This is a genomic window from Paenibacillus sp., assembly GCF_031177825.1.
Lineage (GTDB): Bacteria > Bacillota > Bacilli > Paenibacillales > YIM-B00363 > Paenibacillus_AE.
The window spans coordinates 101,541-126,974 of the sequence record NZ_JAPSKE010000010.1; the positions used below are offsets into that span (position 1 = coordinate 101,541).

Annotated in this window: 16 protein-coding genes and 1 riboswitch; of the genes, 2 read left to right on the top strand and 14 right to left on the bottom strand. The window is 60.0% G+C overall.

Translation table 11 applies throughout. The features are described 5' to 3' along the window. Positions 1–99: 99 nt before the first annotated feature. The 9 genes from RIN49_RS14090 to RIN49_RS14130 form a co-directional block, all read right to left on the bottom strand. Complete coding sequence (locus RIN49_RS14090; protein ID WP_309120801.1) at positions 100–2,337, bottom strand: Tex family protein; 2,238 nt, start codon at positions 2,335–2,337, stop codon at positions 100–102. Between the two features lie 68 nt (positions 2,338–2,405). Next, the gene (locus RIN49_RS14095; RefSeq protein WP_138194280.1) at positions 2,406–2,756 is read right to left on the bottom strand and encodes a type II toxin-antitoxin system PemK/MazF family toxin; all 351 of its coding nucleotides are present in this window, start codon (positions 2,754–2,756) and stop codon (positions 2,406–2,408) included. Positions 2,757–2,759: 3 nt separating this feature from the next. Next, positions 2,760–3,041: a CopG family ribbon-helix-helix protein gene (locus RIN49_RS14100; protein WP_138194279.1), complete on the bottom strand. Its 282-nt coding sequence runs from the start codon at positions 3,039–3,041 to the stop codon at positions 2,760–2,762. Between the two features lie 180 nt (positions 3,042–3,221). Beyond that, positions 3,222–4,409: an alanine racemase gene (gene alr, locus RIN49_RS14105; RefSeq protein WP_309120802.1), complete on the bottom strand. Its 1,188-nt coding sequence runs from the start codon at positions 4,407–4,409 to the stop codon at positions 3,222–3,224. Positions 4,410–4,532: 123 nt separating this feature from the next. Continuing rightward, a complete protein-coding gene (locus RIN49_RS14110; RefSeq protein ID WP_309120803.1) occupies positions 4,533–5,594 on the bottom strand; it encodes an outer membrane lipoprotein-sorting protein in 1,062 nt (353 codons plus the stop codon). 780 nt (positions 5,595–6,374) lie between these two features. Continuing rightward, positions 6,375–7,055, bottom strand: coding sequence for a hypothetical protein (locus tag RIN49_RS14115; RefSeq protein ID WP_309120804.1), 681 nt, complete (start codon positions 7,053–7,055; stop codon positions 6,375–6,377). A 93-nt stretch (positions 7,056–7,148) separates the two neighbouring features. Then, positions 7,149–7,412 (bottom strand): hypothetical protein, encoded by a 264-nt coding sequence (locus RIN49_RS14120; RefSeq protein WP_309120805.1) that lies wholly within the window; start codon positions 7,410–7,412, stop codon positions 7,149–7,151. A 98-nt stretch (positions 7,413–7,510) separates the two neighbouring features. Next, positions 7,511–7,597: riboswitch (cyclic di-GMP riboswitch) on the bottom strand. Positions 7,598–7,627: 30 nt separating this feature from the next. Beyond that, entirely contained in the window at positions 7,628–8,035 is a 408-nt protein-coding gene (locus RIN49_RS14125; RefSeq protein WP_309120806.1) for an O-methyltransferase, read from the bottom strand. 211 nt (positions 8,036–8,246) lie between these two features. Next, complete coding sequence (locus RIN49_RS14130; protein ID WP_309120807.1) at positions 8,247–9,038, bottom strand: copper amine oxidase N-terminal domain-containing protein; 792 nt, start codon at positions 9,036–9,038, stop codon at positions 8,247–8,249. Between the two features lie 134 nt (positions 9,039–9,172). Here RIN49_RS14130 and RIN49_RS14135 point away from each other — a divergent pair, with 134 nt between their 5' ends. Both RIN49_RS14135 and RIN49_RS14140 read left to right on the top strand, forming a co-directional pair. Continuing rightward, positions 9,173–10,123, top strand: coding sequence for a carbohydrate kinase family protein (locus RIN49_RS14135; protein ID WP_309120808.1), 951 nt, complete (start codon positions 9,173–9,175; stop codon positions 10,121–10,123). 20 nt (positions 10,124–10,143) lie between these two features. Further along, positions 10,144–11,499, top strand: a complete 1,356-nt coding sequence (locus tag RIN49_RS14140) for an SEC-C metal-binding domain-containing protein (RefSeq protein WP_309120856.1) — start codon at positions 10,144–10,146, stop codon at positions 11,497–11,499. 49 nt (positions 11,500–11,548) lie between these two features. Here the strand turns inward: RIN49_RS14140 and RIN49_RS14145 are convergent, their stop codons facing one another. The 5 genes from RIN49_RS14145 to RIN49_RS14165 all read right to left on the bottom strand — a co-directional run bounded on the left by RIN49_RS14145 (position 11,549) and on the right by RIN49_RS14165 (position 25,424). Then, positions 11,549–13,285: an S-layer homology domain-containing protein gene (locus tag RIN49_RS14145; protein WP_309120809.1), complete on the bottom strand. Its 1,737-nt coding sequence runs from the start codon at positions 13,283–13,285 to the stop codon at positions 11,549–11,551. A 25-nt stretch (positions 13,286–13,310) separates the two neighbouring features. Then, on the bottom strand, positions 13,311–13,976 hold the full coding sequence (locus RIN49_RS14150) for a cohesin domain-containing protein (protein WP_309120810.1): 666 nt from the start codon (positions 13,974–13,976) through the stop codon (positions 13,311–13,313). Positions 13,977–14,066: 90 nt separating this feature from the next. Beyond that, positions 14,067–17,993, bottom strand: coding sequence for a leucine-rich repeat domain-containing protein (locus RIN49_RS14155; protein WP_309120811.1), 3,927 nt, complete (start codon positions 17,991–17,993; stop codon positions 14,067–14,069). Positions 17,994–18,216: 223 nt separating this feature from the next. Further along, a complete protein-coding gene (locus tag RIN49_RS14160) occupies positions 18,217–25,050 on the bottom strand; it encodes a cadherin-like beta sandwich domain-containing protein (RefSeq protein ID WP_309120812.1) in 6,834 nt (2,277 codons plus the stop codon). A 245-nt stretch (positions 25,051–25,295) separates the two neighbouring features. Further along, on the bottom strand, positions 25,296–25,424 hold the full coding sequence (locus tag RIN49_RS14165) for a hypothetical protein (RefSeq protein WP_309120813.1): 129 nt from the start codon (positions 25,422–25,424) through the stop codon (positions 25,296–25,298). Positions 25,425–25,434 lie beyond the last annotated feature (10 nt).

A 25,434-nucleotide genomic window follows, 5' to 3' on the forward strand; every position in this document is an offset into this window, starting at 1 on the left:
AAGGGCCCTGCAGGCAACTCTTCCCGGGGTCCCGGCCCCTAACGACGAAAAGCACGCCTCGCGCTTCCATAGCAGGAAGTCGAGGCGTGCTTTCGCGCGTTATCTAGGTTTCTTCATCGTGAGCGACACGCGTCCCTTGTTCGCGTCGACGCCGAGCACCCATACCGTCACGTTGTCGCCGACGGAGACGACGTCCATCGGGTGCTTCACGAACTTGTCCGCCAGCTGCGAGATGTGGACGAGGCCGTCGTTCTTCAGGCCGATGTCCACGAACGCGCCGAAGTCGATGACGTTGCGTACCGTCCCTTGCAGCTCCATTCCGACGCGCAGGTCTTCGAGCTGCAGCACGTCGGTCTTGAAGATCGGCGGCGGCAGCTCCTCGCGCGGGTCGCGCCCCGGACGCTTCAGCGAGTCCAGGATGTCGCGCAGCGTCGGCACGCCGACGTCGAGCAGCGAAGCGACCGCCGACGGGTCGACGGCGTCCAGCCGCGCGCGGAGCTCCGCGGAGCCGAGCGACGCCAGCTCCAAGCGCAGCTCGCGGAACAGCTTGTCCACGACGCCGTACGACTCGGGGTGAATCGGCGTGTTGTCGAGCGGATGGCGCGAGTCCGGCACGCGAATGAAGCCGATGCACTGCTCGTACGTCTTCGCGCCGAGTCGAGGCACCTTGGACAAGTCCTTGCGCGACGTGAACTTGCCGTTCTCCTCGCGGTACTTGACGATATTGCGGGCGGTCGTCGCGTTCACGCCCGCGACGTACGACAGCAACGACGGCGACGCCGTGTTGACGTCGACGCCGACGTGGTTGACCGCCGACTCGACGACGGCGCCCAGCGACGCTTCCAGCCGCTTCGGCGACACGTCGTGCTGATACTGCCCGACGCCGATCGCCTTGGGCTCGATCTTGACGAGCTCCGCGAGCGGATCCTGTACCCGCCGCGCGATCGACACGGCGCTGCGCTCCGCTACGTCGAAGTCCGGGAACTCCTCCTGCGCCACCTTGGAGGCGGAATAGACGGAGGCGCCCGCCTCGTTGACGATTAAGTACTGGAGCTTCTTCCCGCCGTCGGCATGAATTTTCCGAATGACCTCGGCCGTGAACTGCTCCGTCTCCCGCGAGGCGGTACCGTTGCCGATGACGATGAGGTCGACGTCATGCTTCGCGATCAAAGCGCGGAACGTTTTCTCCGCCTCCGCCGTCTTATGATGCGGCGCCGTCGGATACGTCACCGCGATGTCGAGCACCTTGCCGGTGTCGTCGACGACCGCGAGCTTGCAGCCCGTCCGGAACGCCGGATCGACGCCGAGCACGGCTTTGCCGCGAACCGGCGGCTGAAGCAGCAGATTTCGCAAATTTTCCGCGAAGATGACGATCGCATGCTCCTCGGCCTTCTCCGTCAGTTCGTTCCGTACTTCCCGCTCCACCGCCGGCGCGATCAGACGCTTGTACGCGTCCTCCACCGTCGTCAACATCGCGTCCCGCACGACGCTTCGGTCCGCGACGAACCGCTTCCCGATGTACATATGAATCGCCGCCGGATCGAGCTCGAGCGACACCTTCAGCACGTCTTCCTTCTCGCCGCGGTTGATCGCGAGCGTCCGGTGCGGCGGCAGCCGCTTCACCGGCTCCCGGTACGAATAATACATCTCGTATACCGATTCTACGGAAGCGTCCTTCGCTTCCGTCGCGATCGTCGCATATTGGAACGTATGCTTGCGCACCCACGCGCGCACGTTCGCGTCGTCGGCGATCGTCTCCGCGATAATGTCCATCGCGCCCTGCGCCGCGTCCTCCTGCGTCGGCACGCCGCGCTCCGCGTCCACGTACCGCGCCGCTTCGGCGAGCAGCGCGCCGCTCGTCGGGCCGCTCAGCATCCACGACGCCAGCGGCTCCAGCCCGCGCTCCTTCGCGACGCTCGCGCGCGTCTTCCGCTTCTGGCGGTATGGCCGGTACAGGTCTTCGACCTCCTGCAGCTTCCCCGCCCGCTCGATCGTGCCGCGCAGCTCGACCGTCAGCTTGCCTTGCTCCGCGATGAGGCGCAACACCTCGCGCTTCCGCTCTTCCAAGCCGCGCAAATAAGACAGCCGCTCCTCGATCGCGCGCAGCGCGTTTTCGTCGAGCTCGCCCGTCATCTCCTTGCGGTACCGCGCGATGAACGGGATCGTATTGCCTTCGTCGAGCAGTCCGACGGTCGTGCCGACCTGCTTCGGGCTCGTCCCCGTTTCGACCGCGATTTGCTTCGCGATGCGGTCCTTCGCCGCGCGCTCCTGCGCGTCCGTCCATACCAGCTCCTCCGGCGCGATCGTCGCGGCGGCTGCACCCTGTTCCGAAACCATATGTATGTATTCCCCTTCCTCTCCACACAAAAAAAACGAGGGCTTCGCGCTCCCCCGCTCAGGCACACCTAAAAATCGATCAAGCCCACACTGATCTGCAGCGCGTCGTCGACCTTACGCATCGTTTCTTCGTCCAGGTGCGTAATTTTGTCCGTGAGCCGCTGCTTGTCGATCGTACGGATTTGCTCCAACAAGATAACGGAATCTCGGTCGAACCCGTGCGATTCCGCATCGATCTCGACGTGCGTCGGGAGCTTCGCTTTCTGAATTTGCGCCGTGACGGCGGCTACGATGACGGTCGGGCTGAACCGGTTCCCGATGTCGTTCTGAATGACCAATACCGGGCGAACCCCGCCTTGTTCCGATCCCACGACCGGAGAGAGATCCGCAAAGAATACGTCCCCGCGTTTGACGATCAAGGGCTACACCCCGCTAACTAAGCGGCCTAAAGTGTTGTCGGCTTCTTCTTCGGCCAAGAACGCTTCGGTACACATCGAGAGATTGATCTTCGCCATCTCCATGTACCCGCGCTGCATGGTCTCGCGAAGGTGTCGCTTCTTCCGCTCCGTCAAATACAGCTTCATGGCCTGACGAATGAACTCGCTGCGGTTGGAGTTTTCCTTCTCGACGATGCCGTCGACCTCCTGCAGCAGGTGATCCGGTAAGCTTATCATAATTCTCTTGGTGTTGTGAACGTTGGACACCGCGTAACGCACCCCCAGAACATTCCGACCTCTACTCCCATTATGTCGTAAAGGAAGGCAAAATATACAAAACTAAGTATATGCCGCCGGTATATCAATTATGTTGCACCTTAGTAATGTGTAATTGATGGAACCTTTTCTACGGCTTTATACATATTCGGCAAACGACGGAAAACTCCTCTAAGACCTTATGCTTTTCTCGTTGGTAAAATGCAACAGCGGATTGTCGAACTCCGTCACCCGTCCGCCCTTCACGTACACGCGAGGCACGCGGTGCGACACCATGCACGTAATCTCGTAATTGATCGTTCCGAGCTTTGCCGCGAGCTCTTCCACGGGAATCGTCTCCCCGCCTTGCGTTCCGAACAACACGACTTCTTCGCCGACTTCGGCCTCGCCGTCGTCCACCCGGACCATGCACTGGTCCATGCAGATGTTGCCGACGACCGGCACCCGCTTGCCGCGAAGGAGCGCCTCCGCCTTCCCGGTCAGCAGCCGGGAATACCCGTCCGCGTAGCCGATGGGCAGCGTGGCGATCGTCTCGCCGTCCCGCGCCGTCGCGTAGTTCGCGCCGTAGCTGACGGTGCTGCCTTGCGGCAGCCGCTTCACCATTACGACGCCCGACTTCAGCGACATGACCGGCTTCAGCTGCACCCGCTCATGGTCGACCTCTTCCGACGGATACAACCCGTACATGCTCACCCCGAGGCGCAGCATGTTCCGCGTGTAATCCGGCGTATCGATCCCCGTCGCGCTGTTGCCGGCATGCACGTACTTGAACGATATTCCTTGCCTTTGAAAATGATCCGCGATCCGCGCAAACTTCCGATACTGCTCCGTCACATGCGTCTTGTCGCATTCGTCGGCGCACGCGTAATGCGTGAACAGCCCTTCGACCGCGACGCCCGGCGTCCGAAGCGCCTTCTCCACGAAGCGGATCGCGTCTTGCTCGTCGGTCAGGCCGATACGGCCCATGCCGGTGTCCACCTTCACGTGGATGTTTACCGTCTTCGTCGGGTCTTGCGACGCCGCAGCCTCCAGCACGTCGTCGTCGAACACCGTCAGCGTAATGCCGCGGTCTCTCGCGACTTCGACGCCGGCCGCCGGCGTATAGCCGAGCACCAGAATCGGCGCTTCGATGCCGAAATGCCTTAATTCGAGCGCCTCGTCCAGGAAGGCGACCGCCAAATATTCGACGCCGTGGCGGATCGCTTCTTCGGCGACCTTCACCGCGCCATGGCCGTACGCATTCGCTTTCACGACGGCCATAATCTTTATATCGGGACCGAGGGCGATTCGGAACTGCTCCAAATTGTGGTGCAGCGCATCCAAGTCGACCTCGGCCCGCGTCCATCGGTACGTATCCACAGGGAAGTCACATCCGGAAACAAGTTTTCTTAGAACCTAAGTTGAATCTAAGGGTCTGCCACTGTATTATCTTAGAATCTAAGAATGGCCGTGTCAACGAACCGCGTCATCCGTTCCCCCTGCTTACTTCCCGGTCTGATCGAATACCGATTGCGCCACCTTCACCATCTCTTCGTAAGGAAGATTGCCGGTGGAGAGGCGGTAATCGACGCCGTCGTGCGTCCATAGGAGCGTCCGCTGCTCGTTCTCGCCGATCAGGACGCCGACCGTTCGGCCGAGGTCGAGCTCGATGACCGTGCCGATCGAGCTGGACGCCATCCGCTCTTCCGCCGCCTTGGACTCGACGAGCGTGTAGTCGTATTCGCCGACGTACCGGATCATAATCGCGTCGCGCTCGCCGAGCTTGAAGTCCGCCGCCGACCGCTCCTCTACGCCTTCCGGCACGTATCCCGGATAGATGATGCCGAAGTGCTCGTTCGCCTCCGCGGATGGTTCGCCTTGGCCTTCGCCTTCGGTCGCCAGCACCGGCACCGACTGGATCGACACGCTCGTCATGTTCCGGTTCATATCGAACCAGTTGTCCTCGAAGCTCTTGTCGAATTCGAAGGAGCTGAACGTCACCGTGACCATCTCGTTCGCGTCCGCATCCGTCACGACGACGCGCTGCGGCTTATAGTCTTCCTTGCTCAGCCAGATTTTTTGGCGGACGAGCGAGGCGTTCTGGTAGTTGGCCAGGACGTCGAAGACGTATGCGTTTTCCTCCGCGGTGAATTGACGCTCGTCGTCGTGAATGATCGATTGCGCCAACGTCTCGAACAAGTACGCCTGCCCTTGATTGTTCGGCCAGTCGCTCTTGAAGCGGAAGCTCTTATTCAGGTGAGGCGTCAGGACGAACACGCCTTCGTCGTTGCGCAGCACGATCTGCGTAATGTCGTTCGCCTCGTTCGTAAGCGCGATGCGGTAATACTCCGGCTTCTGATAACTGACGACGACGCCGTACTCTTGGGGCTCCTGTCCCGTATTCAACACCATGGTGCCTTCCGCGTGATAACTCTCCAGCTTGCCCGTCAACTTCTCGATGTCGCTTACGACACCCGCTGCATCCTTCGCGCCTCCGCACGCCGCCAGCAGCAGCGTCACCGCCAACGTCAGCGCCAAGGTCATGACCCACTTGCTACGTCTCATGAGGTCCACCCCTCCGATCGATTTATGTTCTAGACCGCGTGGCTCCCGGCGCGAGCTAGAACAATGGTACTCGATAACATGTCTATGAGGGGGGTTGGCCATTTATGCAGACTAGCATGACGAGCATGACAAGCGATCGGCGAATTGTCAGCCCCAGCCTCCAAGCGCCTGCATAAGTGCAGGTATCTACTCGTCCGGACGCCCGTTGTGACGTTCTACCTGCAAATGTACATCTATTTGTCCGTTCCGAGGCGCTTCCGCCCCGGATTACCTGCCATCTTTGCAGGTATTTGACGGACATAGGCGATTTTCGTGCGAATTACCTGCACTTCTGCAGGCGACCCGCCTAAGCCACCGCCCCAACCGCCAAGCGCCTGCATAAGTGCAGTTATTTACTCGTCCCGAGCGCCCGCAGCGACGCTTTACCTGCATAAGTGCAGCTAATTAGCCGCTTCTCGGCGCTTCCGCCCCGGATTACCTGCATCTTTGCAGGTATTCGACGGACATAGGCGATTTTCGTGCGAATTACCTGCACTTCTGCAGGCGCCCTGCCTAAGCCACCGCCCCAACCGCCAAGCACCTGCATAAGTGCAGTTATTTACTCGTCCGAGCGCCCGCAGCGACGCTTTACCTGCATAAGTGCAGCTAATTAGCCGCTTCTCGGCGCTTCCACCCTGGATTACCTGCATCTTTGCAGGTATTCGACGGACATAGGCGATTTTCGTGCGAATTACCTGCACTTCTGCAGGCGCCCAGCCAATATCAGTTCCCCTCGTACCCTCATCCGTGCTCCCAGATTTCCAGCTTCGCAAGCTCGTACCGCACGATTCGTTCCCCATTCGAACCGTTCCGCACCGGCCGAAGCCAACCCGATTCGCACATGTCCTTCAGTTGACGCACCGCCGTCCGATGGTTCACCTTCAGGTGCCTCTCGACATCCAGCGGTCGAATCGTTCCTAGCTGACTGCGGGCAAGCAGTAGAATTTCCTTCTCCATCCAACGCGACCTCGTGACCGGCTCCCCCGCCGCGCGAAATCGGCTCAGCACCATGCGCAGCAACGATTGCACCACATCCGGGCGGCTCGCCACGTCGTCGTGCGGAATCGAGACGACGCGGTACCCGAGCCCTTGCAAGAACGTCTCGCGGTTCAACTCTTCGCAATACCCCCTCCGATCCATCTCCGTCACGTGCGGTCCGAACCCCTTCACCTCGAAGACGAGCTTCTCTCCCGATCCCGGCAGCCAGACAAAGTCCGCGAAGTACGACCTCCCCCGCCAATCCGCCACCTCGTACTCGGGGTGAAGCGCATCGAAGCTTCCGAACAACGGCCACCACACCTGGCGCAAAAACAACGTCTCGGCATACCGCTTCCGCGCAAGCCGTCCCCGCCGTTCTCCCGTTCGTCGATCCAGATGCGATTGCAGCCAGCGCTCGTGCGCGCTTTCGAATTTTTCCGCCAACCTGCGCCCCTCCTTCCGCGGACAACAAAAAAAAAGCGCCCCGCCGTCCCGGAAGACGGACGAGGGCGCGCTTCGCCACTCCATAGAAATCTATCATTTGAATTTCAACATTAATAAATGCGTATTCAGCCGGGACCGCAACCGGAAGCTGCGCTCCAACACGCCCTTGCCCGTCGCGTTCTCTCGCCGGTTCCGCTCCGGAGCCGAATCGGCTTGGTCCGTCGACGCCGGCGCCACGACCGCATTAAGCCACGACGCCCGCTCCGCCGCTTGTTCCAGTTCGCCCGGTTGTCCGAAGCGCGTAACCATCGCCGTCAAGAGCAGGACACACAACATCTTGAATAACATACGATGCATACCTACCTCCTATAATAGACATAGAAAAAGCCCACTCCACAGCTGCTGCTGCAAGTGAGCCGGTACGTGCTTCGTCCGTCACGATGACTGGCCCGGTTTGCGGCAACTGGCTGGCATGCTTACCTGTAAGCGTAGCCCCTATAGCTTTGCGTCCCCACCTTTCGATGGGTTTGCCTTGAATCAACAAATCGGATATGTAATTGGTTTCGATATCGTTATGCCCCTTCGATCTCGCCGGCGCCGGCCCAACCGCCGCCGATATCGAACTTCGGCAACAAGTTGGACATATTGTAATTCGATTCGAAGGTGATGCTCAACCGCAGCTTCCCTTGCCTGACGGCGAACTCGAATTGGATTTCGCCGTGGGTCCATCCTACTTTATGACCCAACGCCTGGATCGCCATTCTGCGGAAATCGTTCCGCTGCGACTCCGTCAATCCGCTTGTACCTTGGAACGGCCGAGTCTTGCTCGTCTCGAACGGATCGTGCCGGATGCCGAACTTCCCGATCACGTTGCTGCGTATTTGAACGAACACAATGCCGGACGAAAGATTCGCGAGCTCCTCGCTCAGCTTCCCGAACACCATGTTTAACTGCTTCGTTAACGACTCGGTCATCTCCATACATTACTTCCCCCCCTTCTGTCAACAATAGTCTGCGCGTGTCAACTCTAGTGGGTCGTGTGTCCTATTATAGTAGAATGACCAATTTGTGACAATAGTAATTTGGCGAAATTGCGAAAAAATTCTACACGATGCGACATCCCTCGGGAAAATGGACCCAAAACGCAAACGACCGTTCCCGAGTTCCCGGGAACAGTCGATCGCTGCGTAATTATTCCGTAATGATAACGCTTTGCGTCTCGGCGTCGAATTCCACCTTCGCATCGAACGCTTCGGCCAAGAAGCGCAGCGGGATGACCGTGCGGCCTTCTACCGACTCCGCCGCGACGTCGAGCTTCACGGAGACGTCGTTGACGTACGCCGTATCGCTGCCGAGCGTCAGCTTCACCGTAACGTCGCCGCGCACGACGGTCACCGTCTGCGTCGTCGCGTCGAACGACACGTCCGCTTTCAACGACGCCGCGATCGCGCGGAACGGCACCAACGTGCGTCCGTTCTTCGCGAACGGCTTCACATCGAATACCGGCTGCTTGCCGTTGACGAACGCCTTAATTCCCATGTGGCCGGCCTTGTTAAGCAGCTTCGCGAGCTTCTTCACGACCTTCGCGTCGGTCGGGTTTTGCACCGCCGCTTCCTGTTGAGCGACAACCGCCGCTTCGATTTCGCCGTCCGCCTCGAGCTCGAGCGCAAGCGCCGCCGCGTCGACGGTCCGGTCCGCGAGGATCTCGAGAATAACCTCGGCCGACGGCTTGCCTTCGAGCTTGAGAAGCGCGTTTTCCAGACCTTTGGTGTTGCCCTGCCCGTGATCGCCATTCTTTCCGCCGCTATAGACATCCGCCGTTACGCTCGTCTCGGCTTGCACGCTCGCCTCGCTCTTCTTTTCTGCGCCTTTGCCCTTGTTGCCCTCCGCCGCGCCGACGACCGCGGATCCGATGCTCATGCTCGCCACCACCGCCGCAAGCGCGAGCAGCGTTGCCTTCTTCGAACCTGTTTTCCGATTCATGTAACCCAGCCTCCTAGTGTTTATGTAGTCTTGTCTTGATGAACATACCATTCGGAAGCCAGGAACGGTTTCAGGGGGTCGCGAATTTGGTACAATAGAACAAACCATGAACCAAGGGAGCTTGTTGACCGAAAATGACCCCCACCCTCGCCGTCATCGGCAATGCGTTTTTAGATTTAAAGGGGTATGCTTTGCATGCCTATGACCCCGTCGGGAAGAACGTGGGCGACGTTCGCTTCGTCCACGGCGGCGTCGGGCGGAACGTCGCCGCCAATCTGGCCGCGCTGGGCGGGGCGACGCGCTTGCTCGCGACGGTCGACGACGGCGCGCTCGGCCGAGAACTCGTCGACCGGTTGGACGCGCTCGGCGCGGATACCGGCTTCGTGCGTCCCGCCGACCGCGGCATGGGCATGTGGATGGCCATTCTGGACGCCGCCGGGAACCTGGCCGGTTCGATCTCGCGACAGCCCGACTTCGCCGGTCTCGCCCGCCTGCTGGAGGACGCCGGGGAAGAGGCGCTTCGGGATGCCACGCATCTCGTCCTGTCGGTCGATCTCACCGAGGCGATTACCCGCCGGGCGATCGAGCTGGCGCAACGCTTCGACATCCCCGTCTACGGACTTCCGAACAACCTGCAGGTGATCGGAGAGCATCCGTCGCTGCTCGCCTCGCTCGAATGCTTCGTCTGCAATCATATCGAAGCCGAGCGGCTCAGCGGTCGCCCTTGGGGCGCGATTTCGAACGAGGAGCGGCTTGCGTCGCTCCGCGCCTTCGTCGACGATCAAGGCCCCCGCGCCATGGTCGTCACCTTGGGAGCCGAAGGCTCCGTGTACTACGACCGCATTGCGGGCCGCTCCGGCTTCCAGCCCGCGTTCCCCGCGCGGCTCGTCGATTCCAGCGGCGCGGGAGACGCCTTCGCCGCCGGGACGGCGTTCGCCTTGTCGCGCGGACTGCCGCTCGATCGGGCCGTCGTCTGCGGCGCGAAGGTCGCCGGTTGGGTCGTCGAATCCGACCGCAACGAGTGCGCCGACGCGCGGGAGCGGATGGGGCGGGATGACTTTTTCAAGAAAATGGGTTTGATATAAAGGAGGAGAACGGCTTGGCTATGCCCGGAAGGAACGACCCGTGCCCGTGCGGCAGCGGAAAGAAATTTAAGAAATGTTGCATCGACACCTATCAAGAGGAACGACCGGAGCGACAGACGGCGCCCGAGGCGAACCGGTTGACGCGGGACAAGCTGCCCGCCTGGATCGACCGCGAGCTGAAGTGGGAGTCCGAGCTGTACCGGCTGCAAGCGCAGCACTACGTCGAGCATGCGGATGCGGCCTTCGACCCGGAGGACTTGCGCGCATTGGTGCGGTTTTGGCATGATTTCGCGCACGCGACCCGACCGATCTTCCAGAAGTACGGCGCGTTCAGCGCGGCGCTCGAGTACTTCACCCCGGGCGACGAGGGACGAGGCGTGACGCAGACCCGACTGGCCGCCAAATACGGGGTCTCCTCGGGGACCGTCTCCAAGCGGTACGCGGAGCTGGCCGATTACGCGGAAGCGCTCGACGCGCCATCTGAAACGGGCGGCGCTTCGCAGCCGAACATGGAGCGTATGTACCGCGATATCGACCTGCTCTTGAAGGAGCGGCAGATCGAATCGATCGAAGAAGCCGAGGCGTTCGTCCGCGATTACATGGATCGAGCCATGGCCGGGAAGCCGGTGCCGACGCCGCAAGGCGTCTCCGCTCGCGAGCGGGCGCAGGACTTGCTGTTCGACGCGGCGGACGCGACGACCTCCGCGGAGCGCGTCCGTCTCGCTCGGGAAGCGATAGCGCTGTACCCGGACTCGCCGGACGCGTACGTCATCCTCGGCGAGGAGAGCTCGGACCTGGAGCAAGCGCGGGCTTACTTCCGCCAAGGCGTCGAGGCCGGCGAGCGGGATCTCGGAGCGGCGTTTTTCGCGGAAAACGAAGGGCATTTTTGGGGGCTCAGCGAAACGCGGCCCTACATGCGGGCGAAATACAACTACGCCGAGTTCAGTTGGTACGCCGACGACGTCGCGGAGGCGGAGCGGCACCTCGAAGAGATGCTGCGGCTGAACTTCGGCGACAACATGGGCGCGCGGTATTTGTTGGCGGCCGCGTATTTGCGGCTCGGCAAGCTCGACGAAGCGGAGGCGCTGTTCGCGCGATTCGAAGACGAAGCGTCCGCCTTCTTCGCTTACGACCGGCTCGCCTTAGAATTCATTAAGAACGGCGCCTCCTCCCGCTTGAAGCTGTTGTATCAGGCCGCGACGCAAGCGAATAAGCATGCGCTGACGTACCTGCTCGGGAAGAAGAAGCTGCCGAAGGGCCTTCCGGAGCATTACGTCGCCGGCAGCCCCGACGAAGCGGTGCACTACGTCACGACGCACGCCTCCCTCTGGGCGCAGCAGCCGAAGCTGCTGCATTGGCTGATGGAGCAGCAGTAACGCAAACAAGGTCGCCCGGCGAAGTCTCGCTCGGGCGACCTTGTTTGTGTTATATGAAATCTACCCATTGCAGCATCCGCTTCAAGACGACGGCCGCCTGCGCCCGCGTGGTCGATTGCTCCCCGCCGAAGCGATCCGTCGCGACCGCGCCCATGATACCCGCGGACGAAACCTCCTCGACCGCGCCGCTCGCCCAATCCGGTATGCTTGCCGCATCCGCGTAACGAAGGATCGGGCCCGACGTCGGCTCCGGCTCCGGCGTCGGCTTGCCGACGAAGGCGAGCGCCCGGGACATGATCACCGCCATCTCCTGTCTCGTGATCGTCTTGTCGGGACGGTACGTGCCGTCCGCATACCCGGCGATCAGCCCGGCCTTCGCGGCGGCGCCGACCGCACCCGCATGCCAATCGCCGGAGCGTACGTCGCCGAACGTCGCATGCGCCGGCGCCTCGGACAGGCTTAGCGCTTGCATCAGCATCGCGGCGAACTGCGCCCGCGTGACGGACGCTTCCGGCGCGAAGGTCGTATCCGACATGCCCTTCAGGATGAACTTCGACGCCAGCAACTCGACATCCGCCTTCGCCCAATGGTTCGTTACGTCCTCGAACGACTTCGACATCGAAGCGACGGCATACACGCTGTTGCCGGGACGCCGCAGCGTCGCCGTCATTGAATCGCCTTCGCGGGCGAAGCGGGTCGGAACGAAGCGATAGGAAGCCGTCGTTTCGTCATACCAGACGCCGACCGCGTTCGCGTCGATCTCGCCCGCAGGCAGCGGCAATGATCGCTCTACGTATTCGTTGCCGAAGTCGGCGACCGGTGTCGTCACCCCGCCGGAGGCGACCGCAACCTGGAAATGTACACCTCCGGTAAGTAGACTCGCTCCGATGCCTTCCGCCGTCGCCCGCATCGAACGATCCTTATCCGATTCCACGGCCTCCATCGAGAGAATCAACTCCGCATCTGCTCCCGTACCGACGCCGAACGTCGACAGCAGGGTCAGCGGCAAACGATACGCCCCCAGCGGGCTTACGACGGATACGTTCCCGCGGTTCGTCCCGTTGGAGAGGGCCTCCATCGGCAACCGGACCTCGAGCCGGCTCTCGGCTTCCGGGATCCGCACCATGATCGTCTCCCCCGCCTTCCTCTGCTCCGCGATCCAGGCTTTATCTACCTTCACGCTTGCGGCGGCGTCCTTACCTCCTGCCGCCAATGGTGCTGGAGGCAGCCCCCCGCCGCCCGGACCTCCCGGAGCGCCCCCCGCCCCTGGCGCGGGTCCGCTCGCGATCGTTATCGTACGCCCTACCTCGGCGTCGGACTGGAACAAGGACGAGTCGGAATCGGAGTACGAAGCGCCCGCAGTCAAGCGAACGCGAGCTTCCCCGCTTCCGGACTTCGCCTTAAGCCGTACCGTAAACAGAGGCACGTCGCCGGACGCCCCCTCGGATGTCCCGAGTCGTACCGCTACGACCCTAAGCTCGCCGCCGGTTTCGTATTGCATGAACGACGCGTCGGAACCGATCGTACCGAATTCGGACCGGAGCGTCGCATCGACGACTTCCAGGCGATCGGCGTCATACGCTAGCGACGCATTGAATCCTTGCACGTCTTTCCCGCCTTGAACGCCGACGGTAACCGTCGCTGTTCCGCCCGGCGTCAGCCGCTCGGCGGATACCCCCAATGTAAACCGGGCCGGCTCGGCCGCGGCTGCCTCGACGCTCCCGGAGGCAACGGTCGCCGTCGCGAGAAGGAGGCAAAACGATATCAGCATGTTCCTAATAGCCATCGTCTACGTTTAAAATCCTTTCCTCTCAGTTGAACGCTCGAGGTTCGACTTGCTGCAGCACGTATACCATATCCGACTTATCGGCGGTTCCGTCGCCGTTAAAATCGATCAAAGCTCCGCCTGCTCCACGGATCAGACTCAAAGCGCTCTTGATCGAAAATTTCGTCTCGTCCGGAGATTTCGGCAGCACCGGTCCGACCCAAACCGAGGCGCTCGCTTGCGTATTTTTTTGAATCGAGCTAGACACATAATTCGTGACCGAAATTTGCTCCAATTGCACCTGCACGCGCTCCGACGTCAAAGGAATGAACGTCGCCGTCATCACTCTCGAGTTCACAGACGCAGCGACCAACGGCTTATCGTATAACAACGGATATGCTAGTGTCCCCGTCGTTTCGTTGACCGTGCTGCCGCCGAAGGATTGGAACCCCGACGCGAACTGCACCATCGGGTCGCCGTTCGTCTTCTTTGCGAGCTGCAGCTTCGCCGGGTCGTATCGCAGCCGGAAGGAAATCCCCGCCAGGTTCGCCGCTTCGCTGATCGAAATATGAACGTCGAACGCTTTCCCGACGGTTTGCTGCTGCGCCGCGGCTGTGATGCTCACCGCCGCCGTCGATTCGGCGGCGACCGCCGTAGCGGCAGGCAGCGCCACCATACTGATGGCGACAAGCAGTAGGAACCAACTTTTCATGAATGGTACTCCCTCCCATCGTTACTGTAAGTAACTACAGCCCACATGCCGTTCGTCGGTGTGGGCTGTAGCAGCTACACAAGCTATGAATTAGACCGGTTCAGGAATCGGGAACGGGATTACGCTTTCGTCCGGGCGATCCGGGTCGATCTCTCGGAAATGAGGAATTAGCACCCGTATATGCACGAAAGTTAGATCCTTCAAATCGACGATACCGTCTTCATTGAAATCGAGGAGCTGCTCCGGCGTATATCCGCCGCCTTCGCCACTGCCTTCCCAGTCGACGACGGTTCCGAACGCTTTCGCCACTTTCACGAGGTCGGTCACCTCGACGCCAGGATTCTGATCGACATCCGGCCAAACGATCGGCACGTAGAAGTCTGTCGGTTCCGCAAGCAGATGAACGATGCCTGCGCCGTCCGTCGTTTGCGCTGCCGCAATGCCGAAGTACAACGGCAAACGCCCGCCAGGTTCAGACGTCGGCTCCGAATCTGTCGAATAGCCTCCGGAATCCGTTCCGTCCGAAAACATATCCCCGGCCTCCGCGTAGATCGTGAAGAGATTCGCCGCGCCCTGGATCGACTGTCCCTCCGCCAGCTTGCCGGAGACGATATACGTATCTCCGAACCAGAAGTAGCCGGGTTCCACATCCAGAACGAGCGAGCCGTTTAATTTAGATGCGATGTCCGCATGAGGCTTAACGCCCAACACATTCCAAAACGGCGCGACTTCGAGTTCGATTCGGAAGCTGCGGGCGTCGTGATCGAGCGACTGCTTCGACACGGTCGCCTTCACGAATTCGCCCGGACCGACCATCTCCTTGCTGAATTGAATGTCGAACGTTTCGTCAATGGCTGCAACTTCGATCAGAATCGAATCCGATACCGTACTGATCTGATTCGAACTTACCTTCACTCGCGCCGTCCCCGGTCCGACCGCCGTCAGCCATCCGTCGGCATCGACCGTGACGACCGATTCATTATCGGAGGTCCACGTGACAGCTTGGTACGTCGTATTTTCCGGCGTGAACCCATAGCCCAACTGCATATACGTATCGCCTTGCTTCAGCTTCAACGCATCGACGTTCGGTTTGATTTCTACGGAAGTCGGAAACACCGTCGGCAGCATCGTCTGCACCACGTCGCTAGAAGCGACGAAGCGCGCCGACTCCGAATCCGAGAACTTCGTCTTGCCGTGCAGGAGCGTAATATCCGTGTGCGGTTGGAACGACTGCAGCACATTAAAGGATACGTCGACGAGCTTTACGTTCTCGCCGTTCGGCGCGAGCCCCGTTTCCGCATCTTGTAACGAACCTACGACCCGGAGCGTGCTCTCCGGCGTGATGACATCCATCAAGGCGATGTCCGCAGAGCCGGCACTATATTCCGGGTTCGCTTGTACGCTGACCACTTCAAACACATTCTTGTCGTACGCCAGCTCGAACTCGAAGCCGTACAAGTCTGGAACGTCTTCCACGCTGATCGTCACGGAGAACTGATCTCCTGCCGTGACATGCGTCTTCGAAGCTTCGATCGCCGGCGTCGCGTTCCCCGTGAACGGGATGATCGGATCGTGACGAACATCGATTCCGTACCCTTTAAGCGTTGCGATATCGGCGACCGTCAGGCTGCCCTCCATGAGATCCAAGGGATTGTCGTACATATAAATGTGTGCATATTCCCCTTGGAACGCGCCGGCGTCGTACATATCCAACAAATCGCCTAGATCCGAAATAAGATTATTATCCAAATCCAGCCCATTCAACGGCAAGCCGACCAACGGGCTCAAATCGGAAATCGCATTATTGTACAATCGCAAGTCCGTAACGTTGTACGCATACTGCATCCCTTCGAGGTTTACGATTCTACTGCCTTCTCCTCCGTACATAAATGCATTCGCCGGAAGGTTCATCATATCCGCGGACGTCAAATCGGCGCTTTCCTGTCCGACGATCATTCGGATGCGGTCGATGAACGCCGGATCGGTATTATTGATCGGGATTGGCGCGTGCGCCATGAACATCCCCGTCGGCGCGTTCCGCGCCCAATTGTTCGCCGCGTCTACTGCTTCCACCGTATACTTATGCTTCGCGCCCGGCGTCGCCGCGACGTCCGTATACTCCCGCGCCGAGCCCGGCAACGACGCGACAGGTTCGCCGTCCCGAAGCACGCGATATTCGACTACGCCGTTCGCGTCGTACGCGCCTTCCCATTGAATCGTTAACTCGTTCTCTGTAACGCCGGTAACGCGAAGCGTCTGTTGATAAAAGATGGGCGGTTCCGTATCCGCCGGCGGAGCGGACTCGATCGCGTCATGACGCACGTCGACGCCTCGGTCCTTTAACGACTGGATATGATTTGCATTTCCAGTCCCCTCCACCAATTCCAAGCCGGGAATGTTTTGAATGAATAAGACATCTCCCGAATTGATACCCGCATTCATAACAAGCGGGCTCAAATCCGTGATGTGCGTGGAATCCAGATCGACTCTCTCCAGCGTACTCAATCCGGTCAATGCTTCGATGTTCGTAATCGGGTTTTCGTCCAACATCGCGCCTCTAAGCATCGTCATGCCGCTTAACGCGCTAATGTCCAAGATCTCGTTATTCGAGAGATACAAGTAATCCATCGCGGTCATTCCGCTTAACGCGCTTATATCGGAGATCATGTTCCCAGATAAATTCAACGTCCTAATGCTCGCCATACCGCCCAAGGAAGCGATGGAGCTAATGTCGTTCCCGCTTACGTTGAGATCCATCAACATAGGAAAACTCCCCGGCGTTATGGAAGAGATGTCGGTAATGTAGTTGTTATCGAGCGAAAGCTGGCTGATTCGATGTTTGCTAGTCTCCGATAAGCCGGTCAGCAACGTCTGAAGTCCGCTGTCCCCCATGTCCAAATCTCTTAGCATGAGGGATCCGATCGTCATCCGATTCACCGCATCGGCCACCAGCGCCATATCGGTCACATTCGTACCGGTAAGCTCTAAGCTATAGGTTAAATTAGGCAGATTCACCAGGTCTCCGGCATCGATCGCGGAGCCGTAAGCGTTGAAGGTTTGCAACTTCGTCATCCCCGTCATATCAGGGAGGTCCATTATCGGATTCGCCGATAACGAGATCGAACTTAGATTGGCAGCGTACTGAATGCCTTCAATATCCGTAATTCCTACTCCCCAAGGAAGATGGAAGTACTCGAGCGCCGATAAATCCGTTACCGTTACGTTAGCGGCCGGGTAAACGCCGATTGCGTTCAACGCCTCGCGTACCGCCGACTCCATCTTGGAGTCGGGGAACGTTACAGCGTCCATCGGCGGCTCTTCGCCGGAGCTGTAAGAATAAGTCGGGCCGTCCGTCGATTCGAGGAACGTGCCTCCCGACGTCTCCCTGTATATCGCCTCGACACGGTAGTTTGTCACGCCGGAGACGGGATCGGATATGTATGCTTCCGGGAATTCGTAGAAATCAAGATAAGTCCAACTAGATTGGTAATTCGTAGAGTAGTACACATTATAGCCTACCAACATCGTCCCGCTTGGACCATCGTTCAACGTAGCGTCATACCAATCCAAGACGACATGCAATCCCGCCTCGTCTTCGCCGGGACCAATGTTGATCGCCGTCCCGTCCGCCCAAACATCGCCGCTGTATGCCACGAATGCCGGCAGGAACGAAGCCGAAGCCGATTGCGAATACTCTATCGCCCCATTATCCAGATGGGCCGCAACGTAAACGGAATAATCCCCCGGCTCCGGCGGGAAATACTCGAAAGAAGTTTCCGCAACGGTGCCAAGCACATCCCCGCTTCCGTAGACCGCGTACGTTACGACCGCAGGTTCCCCGATATACGGACTCCAAGATACGACCAGACGGTCGTTCGTGGCGCTCACGGCGACGCTATTCCCCCACTCCCCCTCCGCGTTCGCCGCGCCGGGAGCGACCGGAATCGTAAGTACGCTTACAAGCAACGTAAAGATCAGCAATCGATTGATCCAGTTGTACAATATTCTTCTCCGCATCAACGTTCCTCGCTATTCGTATAAGAATATGAACCGAAACCGCCACATGACCTGTATCCTAGTTCTAAAGTGGCAATCCCTAATTATTATACATGACTAAGGTTAGAATTTGGTTAAAAAAATTTCCTGAACCGAGCGATTTCACCTCTATTTCGGTAATTTTCCTTCCCCTGCAGGCGAAACGAAAACGGAGCCCCCGCAAGGGAGCCCCGACAGAATAACATTATTGTAAAACACGCGGTTCGATCAGCTTTAACACGAACTCGATATCGCTCTGATCCATGAATCCGTCCTGATTGATATCGACCAAGACGCCCGAAGTCAAGAAGGCGAACACCTTGTTTATCTCGATTCTTCCGCCGCCGGCGGCCGGGTTGATCGCTTCGATCAGCGCCGCCCGCTTCGCCGGGGTCACGACTCCCAGGCTTTCCACCGCCGGATTGCCGACGCCCGCCGAGGAGTAGACCGCCGCGCTCCGAATGGATAACGATGCCGCTGCCGACCATACAATGCTTGCGTCGTTCCCGTTCGGCACCAGCGTCAGCACGACCGTCCGTCCGCTGTCGTCCGCCGGGTCGACCGCCGCCGAGGTTATCGAAGCGTTCGCCCCGCTTAAGACGAAGCCGTTCGCCGGAATCGCTCCCGCGCGATCGAGCGGCGTCGTAAAGACGACCGTCACCTTCGTACCGCTTGCGTCGACCGCGGCGTACTTCGCCCGCGGCACGAGGGCGCTCGGCGCAGGCATAATATTGCCTACGACGACGGTCCGTACCGCCCGATTGCCGGCGGCGTCTTCCGCGTAAACCGTATAGGCGCCGTTCGCCGTAACCTCGAAGTAGCTGCCGAACACCGCTTCTCCGACCGTAGGGAATGCGTCCGCCGTAAGCTCTCCGGGAGCCCACAGCACGCGTTCAAGCCGATTCCCCGAGCCGATCGCCTCCGCGGCGACGATCACCTTCACCGCCCCATAGGTCTGGCTTTCCGGAGCGAGCGCAAGAGCGATAGTCGGAGGATTCCGGAAAATGTTGCCGATGCCCACCGACTGACTCATCGTATTGCCTGCGGCGTCGGTCACCACGATCGTGTATATGCCCTTCTCCTGAACGACCACTTGCTGCTCCGCTACCGCCGGCAGCGTCGCGACATGGTCGCCGCCGATCCATTGGATCGACTGAATCGTATTGCCGTCCCCGTACACCGATACCGATACGGTGACCGTCACATCGCCCGAAGTCGGCGCATCCGGGTTTCTGGCGATCGTAATCGTCGGCGACGTCACGTAAATATTGTCCACCGTCGTGTAGGCTACCGTCTCGTTCCCCGCCCGGTCCTTGGCATATACCGTATACCAGCCGTTGGCGCTGACGTCGAAGGCGCGCGTCGCCAGATCGATCGAAGCGCCCGCATCGGCGAAATGCTCCTTCGACAGCGCCCCGTAATCCCACTTCAACGTCTCCAGCGCGTTGCCGATGTCCGTCCCGTAGACGAACTCGGATACCGACAAGGTTACGCTCTGATTCGTCGGCGCTTCCGTCCCCGCGATCAGCGCAAGTTCCGGAGCTCTCCGTTCGATGTTGCCGATCGCGATCGTCTGCACCGTCTTGTTGCCGGCCTGGTCGGACAAATAAACCGTGTACGTCCCGTTCTCCGTCGCCTCGAATTCGAAGGCGTAGTTCTCCGTATACGTCAGCGTCTCTCCGGCCGAAGCGAAATATTCGACAGGCAACTCGCCGTACGCCCACTTCAGCGCTCCAAGCCCGTTGCCGGAGCCCGTCGTGTAGCCGATCCCCAACACCGTTACATTGCCGTTCGTGACCTCCGTCGTCGTAACCGCGAGCGATGCGGTCGGAACCTCGCGGAAGATGTTATGAATGATTACGGTTTTCAGCGTCGCGAGTCCGGATGCGTTCGTCGCGTAAATCGTATACGTTCCGTTCTCGGTCACGTCGAACGAATACATGCCGTCCTCACCGCGCGTAAGCGTCGTGCCGCCGATCGCGAAATCGTCGGCATTCCGGACGCCCGCGGCCCACTTCACGATCGTCTCGTCCGCAGCGGTTACTCGAATCTCCACGTTCCCATTGGTCGGGGCTAGCGGACTCGCCGTCCAAGACAGCTCCGGCGCGGTCGCCGCGACGCGGATGAGGAACGTCTCGAACGTCTCGTTCCCGAGGCTGTCCGTCGCGCGGAACCGAAGCGCGTATTCCCCGGAGACGCTGAACGGCTGCAGCGCGTTAATGGGCTGCCATTCTCCTCCGTTGACGGAGAAATCTACGGTCGGAACCGCCCCGTTGTTGTCGCTGTAGTGCATCTCCTTCAGCAGTACGGTTTGGTTCGCCAGCTGCCCAGACGCGTAGTCGGAACCGTCTTCGGTCTTGAAGGAGACGGTCATCGTCGGTCCCGTCCGGTCGATCCGAACCCACTGTTGGATTTCGCCGACGTTCCCCGCCTCGTCGATCGCCCGGAGCGTTACGAGATGCTCGCCTTCTTCGTCGATCTCCAACGCTCCTTCGAGCGGAGCCGGAACGGATCCGTCGACGGCATATTCCGTCCGCACAGGCGATCCGGAGCCGTCCCCGGCGGAAGCCGCGAGCCGCACGCGCTGCGTCGTCCATTCGCCGCCCGCGTAAGGCAGGCCGTCTTCCGTCGTCGCCGCCGCCGTCAGCAGCGGGGCGGTCGTATCGATCCGCACGTCGAAGGATGCGGTTTCGATTACATTTTCCGATTGGTCGTAGGCCTTGAACTTCACCATATATTCGCCGTCGGCGGACAAGACGATCGACGCGCTCTCCTCCCACGTCGCCCCGTCATTCGCGGATGCCTCGACGCGAGCGATCTCGCTCTCCCCGTCCGTCGGCTCGAACGTCGCTTGGACCGGATGTCTCGTCCAGGCGCCCGGACTGTACCCTATCCCACCGCTAAGGAAAGACACCGCATATGTCGGCGGCGTCGCGTCGACCCGGAACGGATCCGTCACGACATGCGCGGTGTTGCCGCGGTCGTCCTTCGCCTGAAGATGCAAGTACCAGATGCCGTCCGCCGTCCGTTCGATCGCGTCCCCGCTCGCGAACGCCGTCCACCCCGATGCCGGCGTCTCGGGCGACGACGACCAAGCGTACAGGAAGCTGCTGTCGTTCAGCGGTCTTCCGTACGTCGTTTGCGCGACCGTGACGGTTGCGGAAGCCTTCTTCAGCCAGGCGCCGTCGGAGTGGTTGGTCGACGCAACGATGTGCGGGAGGTCGTACAAACTGGTCGTAAACCAAGCGCTATTGTCTTCTGTCGTCCCGTCGTTCCCTCCGGAAAGCGACGCCCTCAGAATGCCCGAGCTCGTCGTCAGCGCGGCCGGCACGTCGACGGAAGCGATGATCGTCTCGTAAGCCTCTCCCGCTTCAATCGAATCCGAACGGGTACAAGCGCCTCCCGAACAAGTCCAGCCCTCGCCCGTAAGCGTCAGATTTTGGAACGACGTCATCGCATGGAAGCTCACCCGCACCTCGCCCGCCGTCGGACCGCCTTCTACGTTCGCCACGGTGAAGACGATGTCGCGGCGTTGACCGGTCAGGAAGTCGCCCGGTTCGGCCGTTTCCGCCGTAATCGTAAGCTGCGGAGCGTAGGCCACGTTCACCTCGGCCGTGGACGCGATTTCGAAGCCGTCCAGCTCCAACGCGAACGTGAAGGGACCTTCCTCCGCAAACGGCGGATTGTAAATCTCCGCCGTCTCCGGAAATTCGACGACCGCCTCTTGACCGTACTCGACGTCGGTCGGGAGTAGGAACATAACCGTGTTGTCCATCGTCATCGGCTCGACTACGTACGGCGTGCCGTCCACCTTCACCGTCACGCCCGATTCCGGCGTCAACGCGCCGATCCCGTATTCGATCGGGAACGTTAATCTGACGACTTCCCCTTCGTCCAGACTGCGGCTCGGCGCGAACGCGACCGACACGCTCGTATTCGCCGATGTATACGGCGTTCCCAGCGTAACGCTCATCGACTCCGCAGGGGCTTCCGGGAACGCGAGCTGGTAAGGCTCCGAGATCGTCCCGCTTCCGCCCGCGATCCGGATATTGTCCTGCAGCCGGATGACCGGCTTCGCCGCGAACGGCGTATGGAACAAGTCGACTTCGCCGGAGCCGTAGTTTTGTACGAAAGCATGGAACTGGTACCAGCTCGGGGTCGTCTCCGGCGCGTTCGCGATCGGATTCATGAGGAACCATCGTTCGTCCCATCCCGTCACCGGATCGTCCGGATGCAGCCAACCGCCCGTTTGGAGCGCCTTATACTCCGCATACGTAAGTAAAGCGACCTTTTCCCTAGCCGTGTACGGTTCAATCGATTCATCGACTTCGATGACGCCTCCCGTCTTGAGCAGGTACGGCACCTCGATGTCCATCGGGACGAGCCAATGTTTCCGGTACGCTTCGCCGTCCAACAAGTTCAGGAAGTTCGTGTTCAGGCGGTAGGCGAGCGACGATTCATGCGTCGAGTCGAAGCGGTACCCGTCATCCGTCCGCGACGCAGCCGCGTTATAATCGAACGCGTCGTCCCACCCCGTCGGCTCCCCGTAATGCTCCAACGCGACCAGCTTCCCGCTTCCGTCGCCCACCGTCATCCATTCCCGGTCCGCGAACGTAACGATCTCCCCGGCCGGAAGGGCGGCGAAAGCATCGCCCGAAACCGCCAGCTCGGGGAGGATTCGCACCGAATACGTCATCGCTTCGTCCTCGGCATTCACGGCCCTCAGCTCAAGCTGCGTCTCCGTCCCCGGTTCCAACGGAATCTCCAACGGAGCCGAACCGTCCTCCTGCAGCGCTCCGTTCACGTACAGCCTTGCTCGAGGGTCGTTGAGCGAAGGAATGAGCTCCACCGTCTCCGCATTCCTAGGCACCATGAGTACATGGTTCGGCTCTTGCGGCAGGAAGTCCGACAAAAAATACCCGACATCGGCATGGAGCCCGTTCAATCGGTTATCATATACCAAATCCATGCGAACGACCCGATGGCTGTTCTTATCCGCGACGATCAAGTTGCCGGCGGCATCCGTCGCCAGACCGTAAGGGTAATCCTCCGCGTCCGGCAAGAATTGCTGCAAGCCGCCGGCATACTCGCCGTCGGGGGCGAAGACGTGCAGCGTTTGGTTGTCCGAATCCCCCACGAATACGTGCCCGGCCGCGTTCACCGCAAGGCCCGTAATATAGTCCAGCCGGTCGTACGCTCCCGGATAGGCGCCAAGCTCGTAAGCGAACGTTCCGTCCGCCGAGAACACTTGAATCTTGTTGATTCCGCTGGACACGTAGATGAATCCTTTGCGATCGGAGGCGATCAGCCGCGGCTGGTCCGCCTCGAACAAACCTGTTTGTTCCAGCGACGCCCCGCTGTATTCCACCACGTATCCGACCGGCGTCTCCACGTCGTACCGCGTCTCCGTCGCAAGCACATTGCCGTGCTTCGAGAGCGCGATGCCGTGCAGCTCGTTCGGCACTGTAATGTCAGTGTCCTTGGTGCCGTCGGCGAGAAACTTCACAATGCGCCCCGCAGCCGCCTCGGCCGCATATACGACGCCCGCCGGACTGACGGCGACGAGATCCGGAGCGAAGTTCTCTTGCCGGAATGCGGCTACCTTCGTTCCGTCAGCGTCGTACTTCTCGATCTCCCCTTGACCGGAATCGGCCACATACACATTCCCTGCGGCGTCTACGGCCACGTTCGTCGGGTAGTCGAAGTAGCCTTCCGCTTCGCCGAAGGCGTTCGCCTGCACGATCGTCCCGTGCTCCGTATCCGTCACGTACAGCGTCCCTTGCTCGCCGTACACGAAGTCGTCGCTGATCGCAAGTCCCGCGAGCTGCTTTCCGATTCCGCTCCACTCGTCCAGCAGCTCGCCGCTTGACGGATCGAATACCTGAATCTTGTTCTTGGTCTCGTCCAGCAGCAAGAGGTTGCCTTCCGCGTCGATCGCGACGTCTTTCGGGGTCGAGCTATTTTCAAAAGGATCGATCATTTCGCCTTCGCCGTCTTCGCTTGTCCCCAGCGGCGGCGGCGACGTCGGAAACTCGGCCAAGTATTCGCCATTCGCGCTTACCTTATAGACGGTGCCGACGCCGATGTCGCCGCCCATCATCGGGAACCGCTCGGTCACGTATACGTTGCCCGCCGCGTCGACCGCCGCACCCATCGGATCCGCTAGGGCCCCGCCGTTGTCCCAATACCACGTATTGCCATCCTCAAGCAACGCGACGAGCCGGTCGCTTCCGCTATTCGCTACGTACAGGTTGCCGGCATCGTCGATCGCGAAGCCCTTCGGATCGTCCAACAACCCGACGCCACGAAATTCTACGAACGATCCGGCGGCGCTGAAGACAACGATCCGGTCGTTGGAAGAGTCCGAGACGTAGATCCTGCCTTCGTCGTCCACTCTTACCGCAGACGGGTAATTCAACGACTCTATGGCGCCGTTGTCGTCGAACACGCCGATGGTCAGCAGCACCTCCCCCGTCGGAGACAGCTTGACGACCTGATGCCTGCTATAATCCGCGACATACGTATTTCCGGCCGCATCCACATCCATCCCGGAAGGGTAGTCGAGATCGTACGCGCCCGCCGGAATCGACGACATTCCGTTCACGTCGAACGGCCTCCGGATCGCCCGGATGAAGTACGTATTCGTACTCTCCTCGCCGATGACGTCGATTTCGATCCAGTTTTCCCCGTACCGGAGAGGAACCGTATAAGGCGCGTTGTCCTCCGCCTTATGTCCGTTAATCTTCAGTTTGCCGACATACGGAACGTTCAGCTGCGGCGTAATTTCCAGCGTGTCCGCCGAGCCGACCGTCACATCGTAGCCGAGCACGTAGGGGTTGAAGGAAGGTTCCCAGCTTCCCTCGCTATTTCCCATGAGCTCAAGCTCCGTGCCGTCCGCACGCACCGTCAGATCCCCGAGCAGATCGTCCCCTTCCGCCGCTTGCGCGACAGGGACGCCTGCCAGAGGGATGCACGACATCCAGGCGATCAGCCCGACCAGCAGCCACTTGTACGCCCCCTTGCGAAAATGCTTCCTCACTTTCCCACTCTCCCGCTAGTTCTATTAAGTTATGATGTTTACTAATATAGGTAATTAAGGATATGAACTGCAGGTAGATTATACCCTCCCAGCCAACTCTTGTATATATTTTTCATGCTTGAAAAAGAAGAAAAAATCCGACCCAGGGAGAGTCCCGGAACATGTCCGGCGTCGCGACGAAATCCACAAAAAAAACGCCGAGCCGGCTTTCGCCGCGCTCAGCGCATCGGTGCTGCAATATCGAATCAAAACAACCAGAGCCACAACAGCCACAAAATGGCCGCCCACATGCTCGCCCCAAGCAAAATGCCGAAGAAGATGCCGCGCCATACGGATAAATCCGTCTCCCGCAAACCTCGTTGTTTGTCCCTCATGGCCGTTCCC